This window comes from Herbidospora mongoliensis (assembly GCF_001570545.1).
Taxonomy (GTDB): Bacteria; Actinomycetota; Actinomycetes; order Streptosporangiales; family Streptosporangiaceae; genus Herbidospora; species Herbidospora mongoliensis.
This window is the reverse complement of record NZ_BBXD01000008.1, coordinates 34,022-57,671: the sequence shown is the minus strand read 5'-3', so window position 1 is coordinate 57,671 and position 23,650 is coordinate 34,022. Positions and strand designations below refer to the sequence as shown.

At 69.8% G+C, this 23,650-nt stretch carries 23 protein-coding genes; 10 read left to right on the top strand and 13 right to left on the bottom strand.

Annotation, left to right across the window (positions count from 1 at the left end; all coding sequences use genetic code 11):
• The first annotated feature begins 259 nt into the window (after positions 1-259).
• Positions 260-661 carry a ribosomal maturation YjgA family protein gene (locus tag AW272_RS40170; RefSeq protein WP_083957774.1) on the top strand — a complete coding sequence of 134 codons (402 nt, stop codon included), beginning with the start codon at positions 260-262 and terminating at the stop codon, positions 659-661.
• On the opposite strand, the gene AW272_RS00325 is transcribed toward AW272_RS40170, so the two are convergent.
• A complete protein-coding gene (locus AW272_RS00325; protein WP_066359895.1) occupies positions 642-2,558 on the bottom strand; it encodes an MMPL family transporter in 1,917 nt (638 codons plus the stop codon). The two genes, AW272_RS40170 and AW272_RS00325, sit on opposite strands and share 20 nt — an antisense overlap.
• 84 nt (positions 2,559-2,642) lie before the next feature.
• Here AW272_RS00325 and AW272_RS00320 point away from each other — a divergent pair, with 84 nt between their 5' ends.
• The 4 genes from AW272_RS00320 to AW272_RS00305 are packed head-to-tail and all read left to right on the top strand — an operon-like array spanning position 2,643 to position 4,662.
• Entirely contained in the window at positions 2,643-3,056 is a 414-nt protein-coding gene (locus AW272_RS00320; protein ID WP_066359893.1) for a MarR family winged helix-turn-helix transcriptional regulator, read from the top strand.
• A gap of 42 nt (positions 3,057-3,098) precedes the next feature.
• Positions 3,099-3,527 carry a hypothetical protein gene (locus tag AW272_RS00315; protein WP_066359889.1) on the top strand — a complete coding sequence of 143 codons (429 nt, stop codon included), beginning with the start codon at positions 3,099-3,101 and terminating at the stop codon, positions 3,525-3,527.
• A complete protein-coding gene (locus AW272_RS00310; RefSeq protein WP_066359887.1) occupies positions 3,521-3,733 on the top strand; it encodes a helix-turn-helix transcriptional regulator in 213 nt (70 codons plus the stop codon). The genes AW272_RS00315 and AW272_RS00310 overlap by 7 nt, the downstream gene beginning before the upstream one ends.
• 5 nt (positions 3,734-3,738) lie before the next feature.
• Positions 3,739-4,662, top strand: a complete 924-nt coding sequence (locus tag AW272_RS00305; protein WP_218010745.1) for an NAD(P)-dependent alcohol dehydrogenase — start codon at positions 3,739-3,741, stop codon at positions 4,660-4,662.
• Here the strand turns inward: AW272_RS00305 and AW272_RS45485 are convergent.
• The 4 genes from AW272_RS45485 to AW272_RS00285 form a co-directional block, all read right to left on the bottom strand.
• Entirely contained in the window at positions 4,652-4,984 is a 333-nt protein-coding gene (locus tag AW272_RS45485; RefSeq protein WP_066359883.1) for a DivIVA domain-containing protein, read from the bottom strand. The genes AW272_RS00305 and AW272_RS45485 overlap by 11 nt on opposite strands.
• Positions 4,981-6,060 (bottom strand): ZIP family metal transporter, encoded by a 1,080-nt coding sequence (locus AW272_RS00295; RefSeq protein WP_157518060.1) that lies wholly within the window; start codon positions 6,058-6,060, stop codon positions 4,981-4,983. Before AW272_RS00295 ends, AW272_RS45485 begins: the two co-directional genes overlap by 4 nt.
• A 149-nt stretch (positions 6,061-6,209) precedes the next feature.
• Positions 6,210-7,706 (bottom strand): aldehyde dehydrogenase family protein, encoded by a 1,497-nt coding sequence (locus AW272_RS00290; protein ID WP_066359880.1) that lies wholly within the window; start codon positions 7,704-7,706, stop codon positions 6,210-6,212.
• A 37-nt stretch (positions 7,707-7,743) separates the two neighbouring features.
• A complete protein-coding gene (locus AW272_RS00285) occupies positions 7,744-8,265 on the bottom strand; it encodes a TetR/AcrR family transcriptional regulator (protein ID WP_066359878.1) in 522 nt (173 codons plus the stop codon).
• A 78-nt stretch (positions 8,266-8,343) separates the two neighbouring features.
• On the opposite strand from AW272_RS00285, the gene AW272_RS00280 reads away from it, so the two are divergent.
• Complete coding sequence (locus tag AW272_RS00280; protein ID WP_066359876.1) at positions 8,344-9,183, top strand: NAD(P)H-binding protein; 840 nt, start codon at positions 8,344-8,346, stop codon at positions 9,181-9,183.
• Here the strand turns inward: AW272_RS00280 and AW272_RS00275 are convergent.
• Positions 9,132-9,632 carry a PadR family transcriptional regulator gene (locus tag AW272_RS00275; protein WP_169807462.1) on the bottom strand — a complete coding sequence of 167 codons (501 nt, stop codon included), beginning with the start codon at positions 9,630-9,632 and terminating at the stop codon, positions 9,132-9,134. The genes AW272_RS00280 and AW272_RS00275 overlap by 52 nt on opposite strands.
• A 27-nt stretch (positions 9,633-9,659) precedes the next feature.
• Here AW272_RS00275 and AW272_RS43020 point away from each other — a divergent pair, with 27 nt between their 5' ends.
• A complete protein-coding gene (locus AW272_RS43020; protein WP_169807461.1) occupies positions 9,660-9,845 on the top strand; it encodes a hypothetical protein in 186 nt (61 codons plus the stop codon).
• A 34-nt stretch (positions 9,846-9,879) separates the two neighbouring features.
• On the opposite strand, the gene AW272_RS00270 is transcribed toward AW272_RS43020, so the two are convergent.
• Positions 9,880-13,920: an nSTAND1 domain-containing NTPase gene (locus AW272_RS00270; RefSeq protein WP_157518057.1), complete on the bottom strand. Its 4,041-nt coding sequence runs from the start codon at positions 13,918-13,920 to the stop codon at positions 9,880-9,882.
• 92 nt (positions 13,921-14,012) lie between these two features.
• Between AW272_RS00270 and AW272_RS00265 the strand changes: the two genes are divergently transcribed.
• The gene (locus tag AW272_RS00265; RefSeq protein WP_083957771.1) at positions 14,013-16,223 is read left to right on the top strand and encodes an FUSC family protein; all 2,211 of its coding nucleotides are present in this window, start codon (positions 14,013-14,015) and stop codon (positions 16,221-16,223) included.
• On the opposite strand, the gene AW272_RS00260 is transcribed toward AW272_RS00265, so the two are convergent.
• From AW272_RS00260 to AW272_RS00245, 4 genes are read right to left on the bottom strand one after another with little or no spacing between them, the layout of a single operon-like run.
• Positions 16,220-16,732: a CAP family protein gene (locus AW272_RS00260; RefSeq protein WP_066359870.1), complete on the bottom strand. Its 513-nt coding sequence runs from the start codon at positions 16,730-16,732 to the stop codon at positions 16,220-16,222. The two genes, AW272_RS00265 and AW272_RS00260, sit on opposite strands and share 4 nt — an antisense overlap.
• A 40-nt stretch (positions 16,733-16,772) precedes the next feature.
• Positions 16,773-17,255 (bottom strand): CAP domain-containing protein, encoded by a 483-nt coding sequence (locus AW272_RS00255; protein WP_066359869.1) that lies wholly within the window; start codon positions 17,253-17,255, stop codon positions 16,773-16,775.
• Positions 17,256-17,291: 36 nt separating this feature from the next.
• Positions 17,292-18,713 carry a multicopper oxidase family protein gene (locus AW272_RS00250; RefSeq protein ID WP_066359868.1) on the bottom strand — a complete coding sequence of 474 codons (1,422 nt, stop codon included), beginning with the start codon at positions 18,711-18,713 and terminating at the stop codon, positions 17,292-17,294.
• Positions 18,710-19,057 (bottom strand): hypothetical protein, encoded by a 348-nt coding sequence (locus AW272_RS00245; RefSeq protein WP_066359866.1) that lies wholly within the window; start codon positions 19,055-19,057, stop codon positions 18,710-18,712. Before AW272_RS00245 ends, AW272_RS00250 begins: the two co-directional genes overlap by 4 nt.
• Before the next feature lie 112 nt (positions 19,058-19,169).
• On the opposite strand from AW272_RS00245, the gene AW272_RS00240 reads away from it, so the two are divergent.
• Both AW272_RS00240 and AW272_RS00235 read left to right on the top strand, forming a co-directional pair.
• Positions 19,170-20,276 (top strand): sensor histidine kinase, encoded by a 1,107-nt coding sequence (locus AW272_RS00240; protein ID WP_157518055.1) that lies wholly within the window; start codon positions 19,170-19,172, stop codon positions 20,274-20,276.
• Positions 20,273-20,929, top strand: a complete 657-nt coding sequence (locus AW272_RS00235) for a response regulator (RefSeq protein WP_066359860.1) — start codon at positions 20,273-20,275, stop codon at positions 20,927-20,929. Before AW272_RS00240 ends, AW272_RS00235 begins: the two co-directional genes overlap by 4 nt.
• On the opposite strand, the gene AW272_RS00230 is transcribed toward AW272_RS00235, so the two are convergent.
• Positions 20,916-23,066: an MMPL family transporter gene (locus AW272_RS00230; protein WP_066359857.1), complete on the bottom strand. Its 2,151-nt coding sequence runs from the start codon at positions 23,064-23,066 to the stop codon at positions 20,916-20,918. The genes AW272_RS00235 and AW272_RS00230 overlap by 14 nt on opposite strands.
• Positions 23,067-23,079: 13 nt before the next feature.
• Positions 23,080-23,625, bottom strand: a complete 546-nt coding sequence (locus AW272_RS00225; protein ID WP_066359855.1) for a TetR/AcrR family transcriptional regulator — start codon at positions 23,623-23,625, stop codon at positions 23,080-23,082.
• Between the last annotated feature and the right edge of the window lie 25 nt (positions 23,626-23,650).

Sequence of the window (23,650 nt, the reverse complement as noted above, 5' to 3'; positions counted from 1 at the left end):
GAGTGCGGAGGTCGAGGCTCGGCTTGGGCGCCTTCGGCGGCTTCGGCCGGATTTGGATCATCTTCATCCTCATCACGATCCTTTAGCTGTAGGTCGGACCGACTCGGACGTGCACCCCACCATCATCTCAACCTGGACCGACAGATTCCTGGTCTTTTTGCGGGTTCGGGATGCTTCTCCGGGCTGACAAACGGGCCCATGGACTTATCGCTTCAATCGTGCTAACGGATGACCTTCAGGTCGTAAAGGTTCAACTCTCTTGTCGATCAAAGCCAGGCGATTCACGGCGGTGGCCGTGTCCCTCGTGATCGTCGCTACCGGTCTAGCCGTTCGTGCGGTCTTCGAGGGACCTTTCGCCAAATACTGCGGCACTTCGTTGTACTCATCCTTTATAACCGCTTTTGCCCTTGCATGGTTCCCCAGGACGCGACCTTTTCTCGCCGCAGGGGCGTCGGTGATCTTCTGCTGGGCAGTTGAGTTCGCCCAGCTCACGCCCCTGCCGGCTGACCTCGCGGCCCGAATCCCCGTGTCCGCAGTGGTTTTCGGCACCACCTTCAATTCCCCTGATCTTTTCTGGTACGTCGTCGGCGCGCTCGCCGCGGCCGGATTCTTTACCTGGGTGGATGAGAGGAATTCGAGGGTCAGAGATTGCGATTCTTGACGATCTTTGACCCAAGCCCCGAAGGCCACCAGATTCGATCTCCGGCGTCGATCGTGAGTGCCGTCAGAAGCACCGACCTGACCACGAACGTGTCGAGCAGGACGCCGAAGGCGACGATGAATCCGATCTCGGCGAGCACCACCAGCGGCAGCACGCCGAGCACGGCGAAGGTCGCGGCGAGCACCACGCCGGCCGAGGTGATGACCCCGCCGGTGGCCGACAGGGCGATCAGGGCGGCCTTCCTGGTGCCGTGTTCAGTTGTCTCCTCGCGGACGCGGGTGATCAGGAAGATGTTGTAGTCCACACCTACGGCCACAAGAAAGACGAACGCCAGAAGGGGCACGCCTGTTTCCGTCGCGGCGAATCCGAAGACGTGCGAGAAGATCAGTCCCGAGACCCCCAGCGTGGCCGCGAACGAGAGCACGACCGTGGCGATGACCAGCAGCGGCGCGATCACGGCCCGCAGCAGGATGCCGAGGATGACCACGATCACGCCCAGGATGAGCGGGATGATCAGCCGGGCGTCGTGCTCGGAGGCGAGTTCGGCGTCGAGGGCCTCGGCGACTGTGCCGCCGACCTGCGCGCCGGGGATCTGACGCAGACGCTCGACGGTGGCCGGATCCTTGACCGAGCCGTTGATGAGGGCGCTCGGGCCCGCGACGACGGGTTCGGCGACTGACAGCACTCCGGGATCTGCGTCCACAGCGGCCTTGACCTGCGCGGCCTGACCTGCGGGAGCGATGACCACCAGGGAGCCGTCCTGGGTGGCGGGGAAGTTCTTGGCCAGCAGTTCCGCGCCGATGACGGAGTCGGGGCGGCCCCGGTAGGTGTCGGCGTCGGCGAGCGGGCCGATGGTGATGAAGCTCAGCGTGACGGCCATCCCGGCCAGCACCAGCGTCGTGACGATCCAGGTCCGGCGCGGGCGGCGGTCGACCGCCGAGCCGATGCGGTTCCAGACTCCGCCGGAGGTCAGGGCGACGCCGTACCGGGGGATCTGGGGCCAGAAGACACCGCGCGGGACCAGCACCAGCAGGGCGGGGAGCAGCGTCAGCATCGCGATCAGGGCGCAGACCACACCGGCGGCGCAGACCGGGCCGAGGCCGCGGGTGGCGCTCTGGTCGGCGGCGAGCAGGCAGAGCAGCGCCGCGACGACGGTCGCGGCGCTGGCCACGATCGCGGGGGCGGCCCGCTTCCAGGCCACGGTCATGGCCGCGACCCGGTTCTCGTGGCGGGTCAGCTCCTCGCGGTAGCGGGCCACGAGCAGCAGCGCGTAGTCGGTGGCGATGCCGAAGACCAGCACGAGCAGGATGCCGCCGCTCTGGCCGCTGACCGTGAAATCGGCATATTTGGCGAGAAGGTAAGCACCCGCCTGGGCGCTGACCAGGGCGGCTCCCGCCGAGAAGAACGGGATCAGCCAGAGCAGCGGCCCCCGGTAGGTGAGCAGCAGGACGATGATCACCACGATCGACGTCGCGATGAGCAGCGTCAGGTCGATCGAGCCGAACACCTCGATGGCGTCGGCGCTCTGCCCGGCCGGACCGGTCACATAAGCCCCGGGCCCGGCGAGCTCCCTGAGCCGGTCGACCTCGGCCGTCAGCGACTCCAGGTCGCCGCCGTCGAGGGGCACGACGGCACGCACGACGTTTCCGGCGGCCTCGGCCTGCGGGAAGACCGCCTTGACCTGCTCAAGCGGCCTGTTCTCGAAGACGATGATCGCCGGGATCCGGCCCCCCTGGGCGAAGGCCCGTCTGGCCTGCTCCACCTGGGTCGACTCGGCGCTCGCCGGCAGGTAGGCCGAGGGGTCGTTGTCCCTGACCTCGGAGAGCTTCCCGCTCAACATCCCGGCTCCGGCCAGTAACACCAGCCAGATCGCCAACGTCAGCCACGCCCGCTTCATCCTGCACTCCTCTTCGAAAGCTAAGGGACCTTAGCATCCCCTTCGCGGGAGCGACCGCTGCGGTTGCATCGGAGAATCGATGGCATGGACGACCTTCCCGCCTGGCCCACCGGACGCCTGCTGCTGGTCGCCGCGCGACTGGTCGAACGCGAGTGGAACCACGTCCTGGCCGGTCACGGGCTCACCCACGCCGGGTTCCTGGTGCTGCACACCCTGGCCGACGGGCCGCTGGCCCAGCGCGAACTCGCCGCCCGCACGTACGTCGAGGAGCAGACCATCGGCCCGGTGCTCGAACGCCTCGAACGCGCCGGACACGTCACCCGCGAACGCGACCCGGCCGACCGCCGCCGCGTCGTGGTCACCAGAACCGCGTCAGGTTCGGAGGTGTACGAGAACCTCACGGCCTCCGGCGCGGCGGAGTCGATCATCACGGTCCGGGACCTGGGGGCGTTCCGGGAGGACCTGATGAAGATCATCACCGAGATCCGACCCATGTAAAGAAAACTAGACACGATGTCTAAGTTGCTTTACCTTCGAGTTATGACAATGCTGGAAAAACGGGCATGGGTCTACCTGCTCGTCACCGTCGTCATCTACGGCGGCTACGTCGTGGTGATACTCGGCCGCCGAGGCGGCGGGCCGCTCACCGAAGTCGACTACGTCCCCGTCCTGCTGTGGTCCCTCGGGATCTCCATCGGGGCGTCGATCGTGGTCGGCATCGTCGCCGGGATGATCGGCGACCACAGCACCAGGACCGACGTCCGCGATCGGGAGATCGACCAGCTCGGCGACCGGATCGGCCAGGCGTTCACCGTCATCGGCGCGCTCGGCGCGTTCGTGCTCGCGCTCGTCGAAGCGCCCTACTTCTGGATCGCGAACGCGATCTACCTCGGGTTCGCCCTGAGCATGATCATCGGCTCGCTGGCCAAGGTCGTCGCCTACCGGCGCGGCGGGTTCCAGCAGTGGTGAAACCCACGAAGGTCACCAACACCATCCGCGCCCTGCGGTTCGCCAACGGCGAGATGACCCAGGCCGACCTCGCCGACCGGCTCGGCGTCACCCGGCAGACCGTCATCGCCATCGAGCAGGGTCGCTACTCGCCGTCGCTGGAGATGGCGTTCCAGATCGCCCGTGTTTTCGACGTCTCCTTGGAAGAGGTGTTCCAGTACCCGTGAAAGCCATGGTGCACAGAACCTACGGCCGCCTTGAGCTGGTCGAACTGCCCGTCCCCGCCGTCAAGGACGAGCAGGTGCTGATCCGGGTCAAGGCCGCCGGAGTCCACCCCGGCGATTACTACCGGATGGTCGGCATCCCCTACGCCGCACGGCTCGGCCTGGGGCTCACCCGGCCGAACCAGACCATCGCCGGTGGCGACGTCGCCGGTGTGGTCGAGAAGGTCGGCGCGAAGGTCACCCGGTTCGAGGTCGGTGACGAGGTCTTCGGGACCGCCGAAGGCAGCTTCGCCGAGTTCGTCGTCGCCAAGGAGAAGCTGCTGGTCCACAAGCCGGCCAACCTGGGCTGGGAGCAGGCCGCGGCCGTGCCCACCTCGGCGGCCACCGCGCTGCGGGGCGTCAGGGCGGCGGGCCCCGCCAAGAAGGCGCTGGTCATCGGCGCCGCCGGCGGGGTGGGAACGTTCCTGGTCCAGCTCCACGAGGGCGAGGTCACCGCCGTCTGCAGTGGCGGAAAAGCCGATCTCGTACGCCAATTAGGCGCTGCCCACGTCATCGACTACACCAAGGACGACCTCGGCACCGGCCGCTACGACGTGGTCTACGACATCTTCGGCAACCGGGACGTCAGCGTGCTGCGCCGTCGGCTCACCCCGAACGGGAAGCTGATCATCCTGGGCGGCATGTCGAAGGGCAAGCTGCTCGGCGTCGGCCGGGGGCTCCGCGCGGCGGCGCTCAACCCGTTCGTCAAGCACCAGCTCAAGCTCCTGATCGTGCTGCCGACCACGAAGGACTTCGAAGACCTGCGCGACCGTCTCGCCGACGGCACGCTGGTCCCCGTGCTCGACCGGACCTACCCGCTGACCGAGGCGAAACAGGCCATCGACCACGTGATGGCCGGCCGAGCGAAGGGGAAGAGCGTCATCACCCTGTAAAAGTCGCCACCTCCCTGATCAGCTCGTTCACCCGGGAGGCCTGATGCTCCAGGCCCGACCCCACCTCTCCCAGCAGCTCGGCCGCAGCGCGAAGCAGCTCCTCGGCCCGCCGCTCCCGGCTCTCCGCCGCCGCCATCACCTTGGCGGGATCGATCGTCACCATCGCGGACAGCCGCTCGTTCTCCTCATGCAGCCGGCGCAGGCTGTTCTCCACCTCGTTGAGGAACACATCGACCTCGGCCAGGTCATATCCCTCCCGTAGGCGCCCGGTCGTGAACACCTTGGTTCGCACGTCCTCCGGCGTCAGCACCATGTCGGTCATCCCCTTCTCGCTACGGCGTCGACGAGATAGCTCCGTTGCGTCCCGGTCAGATCGCCGACCGTGGACGACTCCCTGATGCCGTGCGCGCTCAGATCCCGCCCGTTCAACCGGCCTCGCAGCAACCACCAGATCGAGGTGTGCTTGGTCAGCCGGTCGGTGCGGGCGAGGATCTCGGCCAGGCTGAGCCGTCCGGTGGTCAGCGCCCAGCGCAGCTGGGAGCGGTCCTTCGGGGTGAAGTCGGGAGCAGGCTCGGGGATCGGCATCGGGATCGCGACCGGCCGCCGGATCATGGCCGCCACCTGCGAGGTTGCCTCACCTGCGGGGGCGGGCAACCACTGGGCGACGGCCAGGGTGGCGGCCAGCGTCGCGGCGACGGCCCCGGCGGCCAGCGCCGCCCGCCGGGGCATCCGGCCGGACTCTCCGCCCGCCAGGCGGAACCCGACCACGGCGGTGCGCAGCAGCACCCCGGCGACCGTGCCCAGCAGGATCGGCGTGGCCTCCGGCGGAACCGGGCTCACCTCCGCGACGACGATCCCGGCCGCCGGACTGAGGCAGGCGAGCAACATCCAGACGCCGATCTTCTTCCCGGCCAGGTCGAGCATCGCGGTCAGCGCGAGGCCCTCACTGACCGAATGCACCAGCAACGCCAGCAGCACGACCACGGAAGCACCGGTCAGGGTGAGGGTCGCGCCCTCGATCGCCCGGTGGATGGCCAGGGCGATCGCCGTCCCGGTGCCGCCGAACAGCGCCGCCGTCGCGACGGCCTTCACCCGGCGGTGTACCCCGGCGGCGTGCCGGGCCGACTCCTTCGGGTGGTCGTGGGCGCAGCCCTCCCTCGTGAAATAGGTGATCACCGCGAAACCGAAGACGATCGACAGACCGATCACCCACAGGGGCACGTTCTGCTCGATCCCGTCGTCGACGGCGTCAGGGACGATCTCTCCCAAGGCCGTGACGAGCATCAACGCCGACGCGATCGCGAGACCGACGCTCACTCGCATCGAACTCCGCCGGGCCAGCCACGACCCGGCAAGTGTGGCCAACGCGACGAGCACCGCCGCGAGCCATACGGACATGACCATTCAACACCTCTCCGCAGCACATATGACCTGCGATGATTACGGAGAGTAGATAGCCTCAACACGATCCGTTTACACATTTGATCATGTGTTCACACGCGAACCGGCCGCAGTGCGGTGACACACTGCGGCCGGTTCGGCGGAACTCACGGGTGGAGCTGGGTGCACACCGCCTTGACCTCGGTGTAGGCCTCCAGGACCTCGTGGCCCATCTCGCGGCCCCAGCCGCTCTGCTTGTAGCCGCCGAACGGGAGCCCGGCGTCGAACACGTTGTAGCAGTTGATCCAGACCGTGCCGGCGCGCAGGCGCTTGGCCAGCGCGTGGGCCTTGTTCACGTCGCGGGTCCAGATGCCGGCGCCGAGACCATATGACGTGTCGTTGGCCTGGGTGGCGATCTCGTCGAGTGAGGAGAACGGCGAGGCGACCACGACCGGGCCGAAGATCTCCTCGCGGACGACGGACATGTCGGGCGTGGTGTCGGTGATCACGGTGGGCTGCACGAAGTAGCCCCTGTCGCCGTGGCGCTCACCGCCCGCGACGGTCCGGGCGCCCTCGGCGCGGCCTGACTCGAGGAAGCCGGTCACCCGGCGGAACTGCTCGTCGGAGACGAGCGGGCCCATCTGGGTGTCGGGGTCGAGGCCGGAGCCGAGCTTGATGTTGCGGGCGATGGCGGCCACGCCGTCGACGACCTCGTCGAAACGGCTCTCGTGGACGAACAGGCGCGACCCGGCGACGCAGCACTGGCCGTGGTTGAAGAAGATCGCGTTGGCCGCGCCGGGGATGGCGAGAGCCGGGTCGACGTCGTCGAAGACGACGTTGGGGCTCTTGCCGCCGAGTTCGAGGCTGACCTTCTTGAGGTTGCCCGCGGCGGCGTGCACGATCAGCTTGCCGACCTCGGTCGAGCCGGTGAAGGCGACCTTGTCGACCCCGTCGTGGGCGGCCAGCGCGGCCCCGGCGGTCTCGCCGTAGCCGGGCAGCACGTTGACCACGCCGTCGGGCAGGCCCGCCTCGGCCATGATCTCGGCCAGCCGCAGCGCCGACAGCGGCGTCTGCTCGGCGGGCTTGAGGATCACCGTGTTGCCGGTGGTCAGCGCCGGGCCGAGCTTCCAAGCGGCCATCAGCAGCGGGAAGTTCCACGGGATGATCTGCGCGACCACGCCGATCGGCTCTCTGAGGGTGTACGCGTGGAACTCCGACCCCGGCATGTAGGGCACGGAGAGGCTGATTGTGTTGCCCTCGATCTTGGTGGCCCACCCGGCCATGTAGCGGAACAGCTCGGCCGCGAGCGGGATGTCGGCGGCGCGGGCGACCGAGTAGGGCTTGCCGTTGTCGAGCGACTCGAGCTGGGCGAGCTCGTCGCCGTACTGCTCGATGAGGTCGCCGATCCGCCAGAGGACGCGGCCTCGGTCGGAGGCGGTCATGCGGGACCAGGGTCCCTCTTCGAAGGCGGCGCGGGCGGCGCGCACGGCCCGGTCGACGTCTTCCTTGTCTGCTTCGGCGACGGTGGCGAGCGTGTCGCCGGTGGCCGGGTTGGGGGTGGCGAACGTGCGTCCGGAGGCGGCGTCAACCCACTGACCACCGATGAACAGCTGGCGGGGAGTCGAGATGAAGTCCTGAACGCTCTTTTCCAGGGTGACCGTCATCAGCGTCGGTTCCCTTCCTACTAGACGTAGTCACCAACTAACTACTCGGTGGCGAACTCCGCAAGCCGTCGAGGATGAGGGGCAGGAAGCGCGCCGGGACGACGCCCGGATGGCAGGCGAACACGTTGAGCACTTCCATGAGGTCGTCGGTGCCCACGTCTGGACGCATCGCGCCGTCCGCCTGCGCCTGCCGCACCAGCTCGTCGATGCGGTCGACCAGCGCCTGCCTCGCCTCGGGCGCGGAGGTCCCGGCCAGCGCGGCCGCGATGGCGCCCCGGCTCTTCTCCACGCTGTGGGCGACGAAGGCGCGCACGGCCGTCCAGGCGTCGGGCTCGGCCGCCACGGCGTGGTCGAGGGCGTCCATCAGCTCGTAGACGTACTGCTCCGCCAGGGCCGCGAGCAGCACGCTTCGGTCGGCGAAACGGCGGTAGAGCGTGCCGACGCCGACGCCGGCGCGCCGGGCGATCAGCTCCATGGGCACGTCGGTGCCCCGCTCGGCGACCACCTCGCGGGCCGCCTCCAGGATCTTGTCCCGATTGCGGCGGGCGTCGGCGCGCATGGAGTTCCCCTTGAAGTGGACGATGGTCTTCCGCTTATTATATAGAAGTGGAGGACATCATTCCGCTTAGGAGGTCGCATGGCGATCGTGGTGACGGGCGCGACGGGCACGATCGGGCGTGCGCTGATCGGGGAGCTGGGCGGTGCGGCGCGGGCCGTGGTGCGGCGTCCCGAACAGGGTGAAGAACTGGGATGCGACTACGTGGTCGGCGACCTGGAGCGGCCCGAGAGCATCCCGATCGAGCCCGGTGACCGGCTCTTTCTCAACAGTTCGCTGTGGCCGGGCTTCGTGCGGGCCCATCAGGCGGTCATCGACCACGCGGCCACGAACGCGGCGCAGGTGGTGACCGTCTCCGTGCGCGGCGTGACATCGGGCAGCCTGCTCGGGTTCGGCATGCACGGCCAGGTCGACGCGCACCTCAAGGCGTCGGGGGTGCCGTGGGCGATCCTGGCGCCCGTCGGCTTCATGCAGAACCTCGCGGGCGACGTCGACGACGAGGGGCGGTTCTTCGGCTCGTACGGCAGGGGCCCGGTCGGCTACATCGACGCGCGTGACATCGCGGCGGTCGCGGCCGCGCTGCTCACGCGTCCCGTCGGGGCCGACGCCACCTACGAGCTCACCGGGCCCAGCGCGCCGACGCACGACGAGATCGCCGCCGAACTCACCCGGGCGCTCGGCCGGGCCGTCAGTTACGTGGACCTGTCGGCCGACGACAACGCCGCCCGCCTGGAGAAGGGCGGCATGCCCGCCCAAGCGGCGCACGACCTGGCCGAACTCATGGCGCAGATCGGCGACGGGCGCTGGGCGAGCACGACCACGACCGTGGCCGACATCCTGGGCCGTCGCCCGCGTTCACTGCGGGAGTTCTACTCGCTGGTGGACTCGGCGAGTCTCAGGGCCGCCACGGCTGTCTCGTAGCGCCACGAGGCGACGGCCTGGTCCAGCCCCTCGGCCGATTCCCGCAGGCCGAAGAGCTGCGTCACGATGGGGCGCAGCGTTTCGGCCTGGGCGTCGAGGAGGCCGCGGGGGTCCCGGCCCGACCATTGGAGCAGGGCCAGCTTCACCAGGAACTCGGTGCGGATGTCCCTGATCCTGCTCACCGGCGTGACCAGCCATTCGTCGGCGCGGGCGCGGCCGGAAGGGGTGACGCGGAGCAGCCGCCGGGCCGGGCCCCTGCCCGGTTCGATCCCGATCGGCTCGGCCAGGCCGCGGGCGACCAGGGCGTCGAGGGCGCGGTAGACGAGGGGCCGGGGGATGTGCCAGATCCGGCCGATGGGCCCCGCGGTCGCGGTGAGGCGGGCGAGGGCGAAGCCGTGGGCGGGTTCGCGGGCGAGGAGGCAGAGGACCACCCACTCGGAGTTGTTCACAGGGGACAGCGTAGTCTCATTGTGACTATGAAGCCCCAGCCCAACGCGATCTGCATCGGTGGCCCGTGCCACGGGCTGCTGCTGACGATCAACCAGGAGATCGGGATCCTCGACGTCGAGGAGTCGCGGTACCGGGTGACGACCAGACGTGTCCATCATCCCTCGTGCCGGGAACCGTTCGTCGTCCTGGCCTGGGCGGACGAGTCCCTCTGAGCTCTCTATACCTGGCCTATACCGCCCTCTCCCATCATCGGCACGTGGGCCGGTAGTCCAGGGAAGGGATGTATCTGGCCCACTCCTCCCGGGTGAGGTCACGGCCGATCTCCCGGCACATCGCCGTCACCAGGACGTCGAGGCGCAGGGACCATCGGATGATCCGCCCGTCCTCTCCCCCGGAGACGAGCTCTCCGGAGTGGGTGAAGGCCAGACCCCGGATGGGGGCGGTGTGGCCGGTGAGGCGGGTGATCACCTGCCGGGAGGTCAGGTCCCACACGATCACCGTGTGGTCGTCTCCGGCCGAGGCGAGGGTCAGGCCGTCACGGCCGAAGGCGAGGACCTGGACGGGGGCGGTGTGACCGGCCAGAAGGGTGCCTCTTTCCCGGCCGGTCACGCCGTCCCACAGCCGGATCGTGTGGTCGGCCCCCGCCGTGGCGATGGTCGTGCCGTCGGGGCTGAAGGCCACGTCGAGGATGGAGCCCTGGTGGGTGCGGAGTGACCGTACCTCCGCGTTCTTCGTGAGATCCCAGATCAGCAGATCACCGGCCGGGCCCGTGGTGGCCAGCAGCGGATCGCGGGGGCTGAAGGCCAGCGCCGAGGCGAGCTGCCCAGGAAGCGGGGAGTCCGTCAGTCCGGGCAGGGCCCAGCGGAAGCGGCCCAAGGCGGTCGCGGCGACGTATCGGCCGCCGGGCTGGAAGGCGACGTCGGTGGAGGCGCCGAGACCCGGATACGTCGTGGCGGCGATCTTCCTACGCGTCGGCAGGTCCCAGACGGTCAGGGTGTGGCTGCGGGTGACCGAGGCCAGTGATCGGCCGTCGGGGCTGAAGGCGACGGCTCGTACATGATCGGGATGGTCGGCCAGGGTCGCGATGGGGGTGCCGGCCGAATCCCATAATCGGACCGTCTCGTCGCTGCTCGCGGAGGCGATCATGCGGCCGTCGGGGCTCGCCTCGATGTCGTTGACCGCGCCGCTGTGGCCGGTGAACGGGGGGATCGGGTTCTCCCTGACGACGATGGTGCGGCCCAGCCCGGCCGAGGCCATGAGCTTCCCGTCGGCGCTCAGCGCCAGGGACAGTGCTTCGGTTCGGCTGCGGTCCTGGTAGGTGGCGACGGCCTCGTGGCGGGCGAGGTCCCAGACGGTGATCAGGCCGTCTTCGTCGGCGACGGCGATCCGGCCGTTCGCGGGGGCGGACATGTCCCAGGTGTAGGGGGACCTTCTGGGGAGGCCGCCCAGAGAGGTGATCTCGGTGGGGGTGACGTGCCAGAGGCGCACCCCCTCGTGCGAGGAGCCGGTCGCCAGGGTGCCGTCGGCGGCGTCGAAGCCGAGGCGGTGGACGTTCTCCGTGTCGAGCGTGCCGACGTACTCCCCCGACTTCACGTCCCAGACGGCCGGGTGATCGTGCAGGCCGCCCGAACTGATCAGCACTTTCGCGTCAGGACTGAAGGCCAGGGCGGCGACCTCGGCCCGGTGGCGCTTCAGCAGGCGCGACGATCCCCCGGAGACCATCTCGACCACGTTTCCGTCGGCGAAGGCGATCAGGTCGCCGTCGAAGGCGAGCGCGTCGGTGAGGTGGTCGCGTTGCCGGCGGAAGGTCTCGGCGCCGGTCGTCAGGTCGCGCACCACGACGACCCCCGCCGACGACCCGAGGGCGGGGGAGCGCACGACGTAGGCGAGTGACCGGCCGTCGCGGCTGAACGCGACAGCCCGGCCGTGGACTCCGCCGGGTTCGGTGAACCTGCTGATCACCGCCTTGGTGCGCGGGTTCCAGATGGTGATCGAGCCGTCTTCGCCCGCTGCGGCGAGCAGGGAGCCGTCGGGGCTGAAGGCCACTCCGAAGATCGCCGGACCTTCGACGTTGAGCTCGATGCTGCGCCGGGCCGCCGCCGACACGCTCTCCAGGCCGCCCCGGGTCTCCGCTTCCGGATTCAGCCTGTACGCCGCCACCGCCAGCAGCCCCGCCAGTTCAGGATCGGTGGCCAGCAACGACCGGGCCAGCAGCGAGACCTGGCGGGCGGTCGCGGTCATCTGCTGGTATCCGGCCTCGTCGGCCTCCTCCAACGCCACCGCGCCGCCGGTCACCGCGAGCAGGAACAGCACCGCCATCCCGGCCAGCAGCCGTTGCAGGGTCCTGGCCCTGCGCTTCGCGGTGTCGCGTTCGGCCTGTTGCTGAACCTGGCTGGCGGCCAGGAACGCCGTCTCGACGTCGTTGAGCTCCTGCGGGTGATCATTGGCCCAGGTGCGGACGGCGAGGAGACGTACACCCCGATAGAGCGCGCCCGGATCGCGGCCGAGATCTGCCCAGGTCTGGGCGGCGTCGGTGAGACGGCGGTGGACGAACAGGTTCTCGCGGTCGTCGGTGAGCCAGCCGTGTAATCGGGGCCAGGCGCGGATCAGCGCCTCGTGGGCGACGTCGACGCCGTCTTCGGCCGGCACGATCAGCCGGGCGGCGGCCAGCCGGTCGAGCACCCGGGCGACCACCTCGGGGTCGGCCACGCCAGTGAGTTCCGTTTTCGAGATCGGTCGCCGGGTGTCCTCCGTCCCGTCGCCCAGAGCGGTCAGCCGCAGGAAGATCCGCCGGGCGGCGTGCTGTTCGACGGGGGAGAGCTCGCCGTGGACGCGTTCGGCGCTCTGCGCGATGGCGCCCCTCACCCCACCCGCCGCCTGATATCCGGCCAGTGTGAGCCGGGCGCCCTCGCGGTTGCGCCAGGTCTCCATCAGGGCGTGCGAGACCAGCGGCAGGCTGCCGGGTTCCCCGGCCGCGTCGGCGACCAGCGTGGCCGGGAGGTCGGGATCGACGGCCAGCCCGGCGAGCTCGGCCGGGCCCGTGACGATCTCGCGGAGCCCGGCCGCCGACAGTGGGCCGACGAGGAGCTGGGCGGTGCCGATGGCGTCGGCCAGGCCGGGGAACTGGGTGAGGTGGGCGAGGAAGTCGGCCCGGACCCCCAGCACCACATGGGCGTCGAGGTCGAGCAGGGCCGCGACGAACCGGCGGCGCTCGTCTTCGTCGGCGCAGAGGGTGAAGATCTCCTCGAACTGGTCGACCACGACCAGCGGCTCGCCGTCGATCTTGTCTAGGCTCTCCATCGGATACGCGCCCGGCGTGATGATCAGCGCCTCCCCCGGCCAGCCGCCGAGCAGCCCGGCCCGCAGCAGCGACGACTTGCCGCTGCCCGACGCCCCGAAGACCCCCACGACCGGCCGTGTCTCGACGAGTTCCCGCAACCGGCCGACCAGCTCGGACCGCCCGAAGAACCACTCCTGGTCATCGGGCTGAAAGGCCATCAGTCCTCGGTACGGACACACGTCCGACACCGCGCGGCGCACCCCCGCCGCCGGCAGCAGATCGTCGTCGCCCCGGAGCATGGCCTCGTGCAGCCGCTGGAGCGCCGGGCCGGGCTCGATGCCGAGCTGGCTGTCGAGCTCCTCACGGGTCTCCCGGAACACCTCCAGAGCCTCGGCCTGCCGCCCGGACCGATAGAGGGCCAGCATGAGATGCCCGCGCAGGCTCTCGCGGAACGGGTGTTCCCTGGTCAGCGCGGCCAGCTCGACGGCGACCTCCGCGTGACGGCCCAGCCCGAGCTCGGCCTCGGCCAGCCCTTCGGCCACCACGAGCCGGGTCTCCTCCAGCCGCCGCGCCTCCTCGGCGATCGGCGGCGAGTCGAGGAACTCGGCGAACGCGGGCCCGCGCCAGAGTTCGAGCGCCTTCTTCAGCAGGTCGTGGGCCTCTTCCAGGTCGCCGGCCTGTAACGCCTCGGAGCCCTGGTGAGCCAGCCCGCGGAACCTGAAGGCGTCGAGGCCCGCCGGGATGATCGCGTAGCCGCCGGGCCGCCCCACCACCAGGTCGGCGCCGAACGCGCGGCGCAGCTGGTGGACGTAGAGGTGAACGTTGCGCCGGGCCGAGGCCGGGGGACGGTCACCCCAGACGACCGCGATGAGCCAGTCGGTCGTGACCGGCTGGCCCGCCTTCGACAGCAGCGCGGCAAGCATGAGCTGATATTTCGGCGCACCGGTGACGGGAGTGGTCACACCGTCACGAGTCACCGAAAGCGGCCCGAGCACCCTTAAGTCCACGCGACACGCATCCTTGTCCGCCCGATGATGATCTGTCAATTCCAGCGTAAAGGGCCGCTGCGAACCGTCCCTGACGTCGCAGAATGCGCGGTATGAGGTGGCTGAGAGATCGGGATCCGGATTTCAACACGGTCCGCAGGGCCGCCCGCGCGGCGGTGGTCATGCCGGCCGTGTTCGCGTTCGCCGACCTGGTCGTCGGCAACGCGGGGATGTCGATGTTCGCCTCATTCGGCTCGTTCGCGATGCTGCTGTACGTCGACTTCGGCGGGTCCGCCCGTGACCGGCTGACCGCGCAGTTCTGGCTGATCCTGGCCGGAAGCGTACTGATCGTCGTCGGCACCCTGGCCTCCCACGCGGTGGTGACCGCGGTGCTGACGACGGTCGCGGTGGTGTTCCTGATCCTGTTCTCCGGGGTGGTCAGCTCGGTGCTGGCGGGGGCGTCGACCGCCCTGCTGGTCTCGTACGTGCTCCCGGTGACGATCCAAGTGCCTCTGTCGGCCCTCGACGACCGGCTCTACGGCTGGTGGCTCGCGGGGGCCGCGTCGATGGCGGCGATCACGCTGCTGTGGCCCGCGCCCGTCCGCGACCCACTGCGGCCGAAGATCACACGAGCCCTCACGCTGCTGGCCGAACGGATCAGGCTGGAGGTCGCGTGTGTCTCGGGCGGGCTGCCGCTGAGTGAGAACCCGCCGCTGCGGGCGCTCGCCGAGCAGGGCGACGAGGCGGTGCGGGACCTGAAGGACACCTTCTGGAGCACGCCCTACCGCCCGGCCGGGCTGACCACGACGGGCCGGGCCGAGGTGCGGCTGGCCGGTCAGGTGACCTGGCTGCACTCCCTGCTGGAGCGGGAGCCCTTCGAGGGCGGCCCCGGCCCCGTCGACCCTGCGGTCTGCGAGGTCGAGACCGCCGCCGCGCAGGTCCTCGAGCGGGCCGCGGTCCTGCTGGACTCCGACGGCCGCACCGACCGGCTCGACGGCGAGACGCGGCGCCTGCACCACGCCAGGCAGGCGATGGAACACGAGGTCACCGCCGCGCGGGTGCCCGGCGACGCGGCCGCCTTCGTGGCCTCGCTCGAACCGTCGTTCCGGGCCCAGGAGATCAGTTTCGCCATCTCCGAGATCGCCGGGAACATCGAGATCGCGGTCGCCGCCGAGGCCCGGTCGTGGCGCGACCGGCTGCTCGGCCACCAGCCCGCCGGGCTGCCCACCCGCCTGACCTCGGCCCGCGCCCGCGTCACCGCCCACGCCGACCGCCACTCGGTGTGGCTGCGCAACAGCATCAGGGGCGCCATCGCGCTCAGCATCTCGGTGCTGGTCGCGAACCTGCTGGGGGTGGAGCACTCGTTCTGGGTGGTGCTCGGGGCCATGGTCGTGCTGCGCTCGAACGCGGTCACCACCGGGCAGAGCGCGCTGAGGGCCCTGGCCGGGACGACCATCGGGTTCGGGATCGGCGCTTTCGTCCTGTGGGCCGTCCACGGCCACACGATCTTCCTGTGGATCCTGCTGCCGATCGCGATCCTGATCGCCGGGCTCGCGCCGACCGTGATCACCTTCATGGCCGGTCAGGCGGGGTTCACCGTCCTGCTGCTGATCCTGTACGAGATCATCGCGCCCGCCGGCTGGAGAACCGGCCTGATCCGGCTGGAGGACATCGCGGTCGGCTGCCTGGTGAGCCTGCTGGCCGGGGCGCTGTTCTGGCCACGCGGCGCCCGCGCGGCCCTGGGCCGGGCCTTCGACGAGGCGTTCACCGCCATCGCCCGCTACTTCCGCGGCGCGGTCGACTTCGGCGTCACCCGCTGCGACCTCACCACGCCGTCGGCCTACCCGGCCGACGGCCGCGCCCAGGCACTGGCCGCGATGCAGCGTCTCGACGACGCGTTCCGCGGCTACCTGGCCGAACGGGGCACCAAACGCCTGCACATGTCGGAGGCCTCGCGGCTGGTCAACAGCGCGACGGTGCTGCAGTACAGCGCGGAGGCCATCGTCGACCTGTGGAACGGGGAGGGCATGTCCGACCGGGATCGCGAGGCCGCCCGCATGGAGATCTCCACGGTGGCCGATCCGGTGGCGACCTGGTTCGAGCGGGCCGGGGAGTCGCTCGGCCGGGAGGGCCCGGCGCCGGAGCCGCTGCCCTACGACCAGGCCGCCGAGGCCCGCCTGATCGCCGTGGTGAGCCGCGACCTCAGCGACGGCGACGGCAGGGCGACGGCGACCGGGGTCAGGATCGTGTGGACCGCCCACCACGTCGACGCCGCCCGCCGGCTGGCGGACGGGGTCGCCGAGGTGCTCGCCGAACTCCGTTAGGAGACGGGACGGCCGACGTTCTGCGGGAACTGGCCCAGCCAGTTGCCCGGCGGGGTGTAGCGCGCGACGACGTACTTCGACGCCCTCGGGAAGATCGTGTTGGCCGGGCACGTCCCGACCGCGACGGCCAGATTCGTGGTGCTCTTCCAGACGACCTGAGTGAAGTGACCCGTGGCGCCGGAGAAGCCGGGGTTGCTGTAGTTGTAGAGCTTGGCCTCGTCCATCCAGGCCCTCACCGCGTCCCGGACGATCGTGGCGTCGTCGGCGACCTTGGTGGTGGCGTAGAGGTTCTCGCCGTAGGCGCCGTTCGGCTGGGAGTGCTGGAAGCGGCACTGGTTCGCCCACGTCTGGGTGGCGGGCAGCAGCGCCGGGTTCCAGGCCAGCGGGCGGGCGCCATACTGGGCGCGGGCCGTGTTGTGGCTGGCCAGGGCCGCGTCGGTGATGGTCTCGGCGAAGGCCGGGACCGGGACGACGGCCAGGGCCGCCGCGACCACGAGGTATTTGATCATGAGATCAAGTCGTAGTCGCGGAGCTCCGGGCGATCAATCATCAGAGGGCGGAGTTGACCGCACCCTTGTACCTGGCGACCACGAACTTGGTCGGCGACACGAAGATCGCACCGGCCGGGCAGTCGGCGATCGAGACGGCCATCCGCCCGGTCTTCGCGCCGATCATCTGGGTGTAGTGGCCGACGTCCCGGCTGTAGCGGTGGTTCTGCGCGTCGAACTTCATGGCCTCGGTCGCCCAGGCGACCACGGCGTCCCGCAGGACGGTGGTGTCGTCGGCCTGGCTGGTGGTGACGTAGAGGTTCTCGCCGTAGCGGTTCCCGTGGTCGGAGGGCATGAACGAGCAGGTCCGCGCGTACGCCTTGGTCTCCTCGCGGAGCGCTGCGTCCCACTCGACCGGTCCGGCGCCGTAGAAGGCGCGGGCCTCGTTGTGGAAACTGATCGCCGTGTACGGCACGATGTCGGCGGCGGCCGGGAGCGCCGGGGCCAGGGCAGCGGCGGCGGCGAGGACGAGGTATTTGATCACGACTCAATGTGATCGATGTGACTATCCGTGATCAACCTAGACAACGTCAAAGTCCGCCATCATCGCCATGTCCTCATGTTCGAGGTTGTGGCAATGGATCATGTATCGCCCTCGGTGACCGTCGAACCGCACGGCGACCTCGACGGTCTCGTAGGGGCGGACGTCGACGGTGTCCTTCCAGCCCTGGTCCTCCCTGCCGAGGATCTTGAAGCGGCCCAGGTGCACGTGGACGGGATGGTGGAAGTCGCTGACGAACCGCCAGATCTCGGTCGTGCCCAGGCGAGGGGTGGCCATGGGCCGTCCCGGCGCGTAGGGGTGGCCGTTGATCGTCCAGGTGCGGTCGGTGACGCGGAAGTCGAACGTCCGATGGGCCACGGGGTTATCCACAGGCTGTGGATCAGTCAGCCGTGATGGGACCCTGCTGTCATCCCTCGCTCGCCGGGTCACCGTGAAGCGCATGACGTCGCCGCCGAGCAGGTCGGTCAGCGTGACGTGGGAGCCGATCGGATACTGCGCGAAGTCGACGATCACGTCATAACGCTCACCCGGCGCGATGGTGATCGTTTCCTTCTGTAGTGGACGTTCCAGCAGGCCCTGGTCGCTGCCGATCTGGGTGAACGAGCCACCCGGGCGCAGAGCCAGCCTGTAGCGGCGGGCGTTGGAGGCGTTCAGCAGCCGGAGCCGATATCTGACCGCCTCCACTTCCCCGTACGGCCACGGCACCCCGTTGACCAGCACGACATCACCCTCGACGCCTTCCATATAGGCCTGCCGCACCCCGTGCCGCAGCAGCAGCGACGGATCGAGCGCCGGGTAGCGGAACGAGCCGTCCGCCTCGAACGACCGGTCGCAGATCATCAGCGGCAGCTCCCGGTCCCCCTCCGGTAGCCCGAGCCGGGCCTCCTCGTCGTCCCTGATCAGGAAGAACCCGGCGAGGCCCCGGTAGACCTGCGGGCCGGTGAAGTCCATCCGGTGATCGTGATACCAGAGCGTGGCGGCCTGCTGGTCGAGCGGATAGACGTAGTCCCTGGTCCGGTCGTGCAGGGTGAATCCCTCGTGGTGGTGTGGCCGCGTCGAGCCGACGACCAGGTCGGTCGGGTGGCCGTCGGAGTCGGCCGGAGTGACGCCGCCGTGCAGGTGGGTCGAGGTGGGCACGGTCAGGTCGTTGCGGATGGTCACTACGGTCAGGTCGCCTCTGCTGAGGTCGAACGTCGGGCCGGGGAAGGTGCCGTCGTAGCCCCAGATCTCCGTCGTGGTCCCTGGGATGATCTCGACCTTGGCCGCGCGCTGGGTGATGACGTACCGACCGGGGCTTTCCGGCTTCGCCGTCCGGGGGAGTGCCAGGGGCCGGGCGAACTTCGGGGGCAGGGGGAGCCTGCTGGTCAGCCGTTCGCCGGAGATCTCGGCGCCGCACCCGGCCGCCAGCAGGAGACCGAGGAAACCGCGCCGGGAGATCATCGGACCCGCCAGAGCAGCAGCGTCATGACCGCCGACGCACCGAAGATCGACATGCCGAGCGGGAAGTGCAGGCCCAGAACCCGCTCCTGACCCGCCCAGACCTGAAGCGTCTCGGCCACGATCAGCGCGCCCGTCGCCCACAGCGGCCAGGCGGTCCGGCGCCGCCGCCAGAAGAAGAACGCCACCACGAGCTGGACATAGAGCAGCGAATGGGTCACTCCGGCGTTGCCCTCGTGCAGGCTCAGCATGTCGACGTCGCCGGTCACGAACAGCCCGGCCAGCAGCGCCTGGCCGAGCACCCCGGCCAGATGCAGCGCCGAGGTGATCCTCAGGGTCCATCTCATGGACGGTCATGCTGCCGGGCCGGTCACGCGTGATCGTCAGGCTGCGGACGGGTCATCGATGTACATCCCGGGATGTACGCCCCAAGCCCCGCTCTCGCCTACCGTGACAGACGTGTTGCCCTGGAAGAACGACACCGTGCTGGCCCTGCTCGTGCTCACCCTGGGCGTGGCCGGGACCTACGGCCGGATGTCCAGCTCCGGGCTGGTCGAGCGGCCGATCGACTCCCTCGGCCTGACCCTGATCGTGGTCTCGTCGGTGACGCTGGTCTGGCGGCGGCGCTCTCCCCTGGCGGCCGGCGGCGTGACCGCAGCCTGCGCGGTCGCCTACTACGGCTGCCAATATCCGGGCGTCTTCGCCGCAGCCCCCGCCCTGATCATGATCTACACCGCCGCGAGCCTGGGCCGCCGCAGGCCGGCGATCGTGCTGGCCGTGGTGCTGGCCGCCGGCATCGGCGTCGTCGCCGGGCTGTCGGCCGTCGACCCGGCGCCGGGCGGCCTGAGCCTGCTGAGCGGCTGGCTCGTCGCCGTCGTCGTGTTCGGCGAGGTCGCCCGCAACCGGCGCGCCTACCTCCACGAGGTGGAGCAGCGAGCCATCGAGGCCGAACGCACCAGGGACGAGGCGGCGCTGCGCCGGGCCGGCGAGGAACGCCTGTGGATCGCCCAGGAACTCCACGACGCGCTGACCCACACGATCTCGGTGATCAACGTGCAGACGTCGGTGGCGCTGGAACTCCTCGACCGCGACCCTTCACGGACCCGGACCTCGCTGATGGCGATCAAGGAGTCGGGCCACGAGGCAATGCGGGAACTGCGCTCGACGCTGGGTGTGCTGCGCCAGCCGGAGAGCCCTTCCGCAGGCCTCGACCGGCTGCCCGCGTTGATCGAACGCGCCGAGGCCGTCGGGCTGTCGGTGAGGTCGACGGTGACGGGGGAGCCGGGGGAGCTTCGGCCGGAGACCGACCGGGCGGCGTACCGGATAGCGCAGGAGGCCTTCACCAACGTGCTCCGGCACGCGGGCCCCGCCACGATCACGCTGACTGTTTCACATGAAACCAGCCGGGTGATCGTGACGATCGCCGACGACGGCACCCCCGGCGACGCCGAACCCGGCATGGGCCTGATCGGCATGCGCGAACGGGCCGTGGCCGTCGGCGGCACCCTGGCAGCCGGCCCCGCACCTTCCGGGGGCTTTCTCGTACGAGCGGAGCTCCCCCGATGATCCGGGTTCTGCTGGCCGACGACCAGCCGCTGATCAGAGCCGGATTCCGGGCCCTGCTGGAACTCGCCGGCGACATCACGGTCGTGGGGGAGGCGGGCAACGGAGGCGAGGCCCTGGAGCTGTGCCGTTCCCTGCAGCCCGACGTGGCGTTGCTGGATGTGCGGATGCCCCTGATGGACGGCATCCAGGCCACCCGCAAGATCGGCGCCGACCCCGCGCTCGATTCCGTGCGGGTGGTGATCCTGACGAACTACGCCCTCGACGAATACGTCTTCGCGGCCTTGAGAGCGGGCGCGAGCGGCTTCCTGGTGAAGGACATCGAACCCGCCGACCTGCTGCAGTCGGTCCGGGTGGCCGCCAGGGGAGACGCCCTGCTGTCCCCCGCCGTGACCCGACGCCTCATCGAGGAGTACGTCGCCACCCCGCCCCGCCCCACCCCCGCCCCCGGTCTGGCCAGACTGACCGACCGGGAACGAGAGGTGTTGCGGCTGGTGGCGACCGGCATGTCCAACGACGAGATCGCCACCCACCTCGTCATCTCCTACGCCACCGTGAAGACCCACGTGAGCCGGATCATGGCCAAGCTGCTGGCCAGAGACCGCGCCCAGCTGGTGGTGCAGGCCTACGAGAGCGGCCTGGTCACACCGGGGTAGCCTCGCGCTCGAGCGGCGGCTGCGAGAGGTGGTGGCGCAGCTTCTCCCCCTCGACGTCGAGGTCGGGCAGGATCTTGTCGAGCCAGCGGGGGAGCCACCAGGCCGACCGGCCCAGCATCGACATGACGGCCGGGACGAGCACCATCCGCACCACGAACGCGTCGATCAGAACGCCGATCGCCAGCGCGAAGCCCATCGACTTGATGATCGGGTCCTCCATGAAGACGAACCCGCCGAACACCGAGGTCATGATCAGCGCGGCGGCGGTGACGACGCGGGCGTTGTGCCCCATGCCGTTGATCGTCGCCTGCTGCGCGGTGTCGCCGTGCACGAAGTCCTCCCGCATCCGGGAGACCAGGAACACCTCGTAGTCCATCGCGAGACCGAACAGGATGCCGATCAGCAGGATCGGCAGGAAGCTGACCAGCGGCCCCGGCTGGTCGACCCCGAGCAGACCGGCCAGGTGGCCCTCCTGGAAGATCGCCACGGTGATGCCGAACGTCGACCCGACCGTCAGCAGGAACCCGAGGGCGGCCTTGATCGGCACGAGGATCGACCGGAAGACCAGCATCAGCAGCAGCACCGACAGGCCCACGACGAGCAGCAGGTAGATCGGCATCGCCTCGCCGAGCTTGTCGGAGACGTCGATGCCGAGGGCGGTCGCGCCGGTCACCGCGATGTCGGCGCCCGCGATGGTGGCGAGCTTGGCCCGGATGTCGTGCACGGCCTGCTCGGTCTCGGCCGAGGTCGGCCCGTTCTTGGGGATGATCGCGACCAGCGCGGTGGTGCCGTCGGCGTTCGGCTGCGGCGGCGTGGCCGCCAGCACACCCGGCACCTGCATGATCATGCCGGCCGCCTGCCCGGCGAGCGCGGTCGTGGTCGCGGCGTCCTTGGTGGTGACCACGGCGATCAGCCGCGAGTTGAAGCCCTCGCCGAACCCTTCGCTGGTCAGGTCGTAGGCGGCCCGCGCCGGGCTGCCCGGCTTGGCCGAACCGGTGTCGGGGAGCGCCAGGCGCAGGTCCTGGGCGGGCAGTGCGAGCACGCCCAGCACGGCGATGCCGATCACCAGGATCGGGATGCGCATCCTGGTGACGAACCGGCCCCAGGTGTAGCCGAAGCCCTCCTTGGTGACGTTCTCGCCGTTGCGCTGCTTGCGCGGCAGCACCTTGGCGCCGGTGAAGGCCAGGATGGCGGGCAGCAGGGTGATCGCGACGAACACGGCGACCGCGACGGTCCCGGCGGCGGCCAGACCCATGACGGTCAGGAACGGGATGCCCGCGACGAACAGCCCGGCCAGCGCGATGACCACGGTGGCGCCGGCGAACACGACGGCCGAACCGGCGGTCCCGGTGGCCCGGCCCGCGGCCTCTTCGGGAGCAAGGCCTTCGGTGAGGAACTGGCGGTAGCGGGAGGTGATGAAGAGCGAATAGTCGATGCCGACGGCCAGACCCAGCATCAGGGCGAGGACGGGGGTGACCGACGTGAGCTCGACGGCGCCGCTGAGGGCGTACAGAGCCCCCATGCCGACACCCACTCCGACCAGCGCGTTGAGCAGCGTCATCCCGGCCGCGACCAGCGAACCGAGCGTGACGATCAGCACGAGGGCGGCGATCAGCACGCCGATGGCCTCGGAGCCGCCGACCTCGGGCGGGGCCCGCAGCACGTCACCGCCGTGCTCGATCCGCATGCCGGTGACGCCGTCGCCGACCTTCAGGTAGGCGTCGCGGGTCGCGGTGGCGAGATCCTCGGCGGATTCGGCGAACTGCACGGTGATCAGGGCGTAGCGGCCGTCGGGGGAGATGGACTTGGCCTGGAACGGGTCGATCGCAGCGACGACGCCGGGGACCGACGCGGCCTCCTTGACCACCGGAGCCACCGCCGCCGGGTCGAGCTTGGCGCCCTCGGGCGCCGCGATCACGATCGTGCCGGTGGCGCCACTGGCCTGGGGGAAGTCACGGGCCAGGGAGTCGAGGGCGCGCTGTGACTCGGTGCCGGGCATGCTGAACTTGTCACCCGAGGGCCCCATGAACAGAGCCGCGCAGACACCCATCAGAGCGAGCAGCAGCACCCAGACGGCCACCACCCGACCCCGGTTGCGGAAGGAGAACCGGCCGAGCCGGTAGAGCAAGGTCGCCATGAAAAGCTCTCTCTTAGGAGGACAGGCCGAGCGTGCGGAACGCTCCATGAGTCAGTTCCACGCGCATGGTCTCGTCGGGGATGTCGACCCCCCGGGCCGTCGTCAGGAAGATCCCCAGCAACGCCATCCAGCCCGCCACCCTGGGCGCCTGATCAGGCACCCGCCCGACGAGCGCGTCGACCAGTCGATCGGTCACGCCGTTGACATCGGGCAGTTCGGGGTGGCAGAGCAGCGCGTCGACGTCGAGCAGCAGGATCTTGACCTGACCACGGAAGCGCAGCGACAGGTCCACCACCCCGGCGACGGCGGCCCGTGCGGCCTCCTCGCCCCGCAGTGGCGCCAGCCGCTCGAGCAGCGTCTCGATCTCCTGCCCGACGGGGGCGAAGAGCTCGCTGAGCATCGTGTCCTTGTTCGTGAAGTGATAGAGCAAGGACGCCTTCGAGCAGCCCACATCCGACGCGATGTCCTGCAACGACGTGCCCCGGAAGCCGTGCGCGGCGAACAGGCGCACGGCGGAGTCGAGGATGTCGGCACGCATCGAGGTGGCGGATCGGGTCACACCACCACGATAACTGACCGATCGG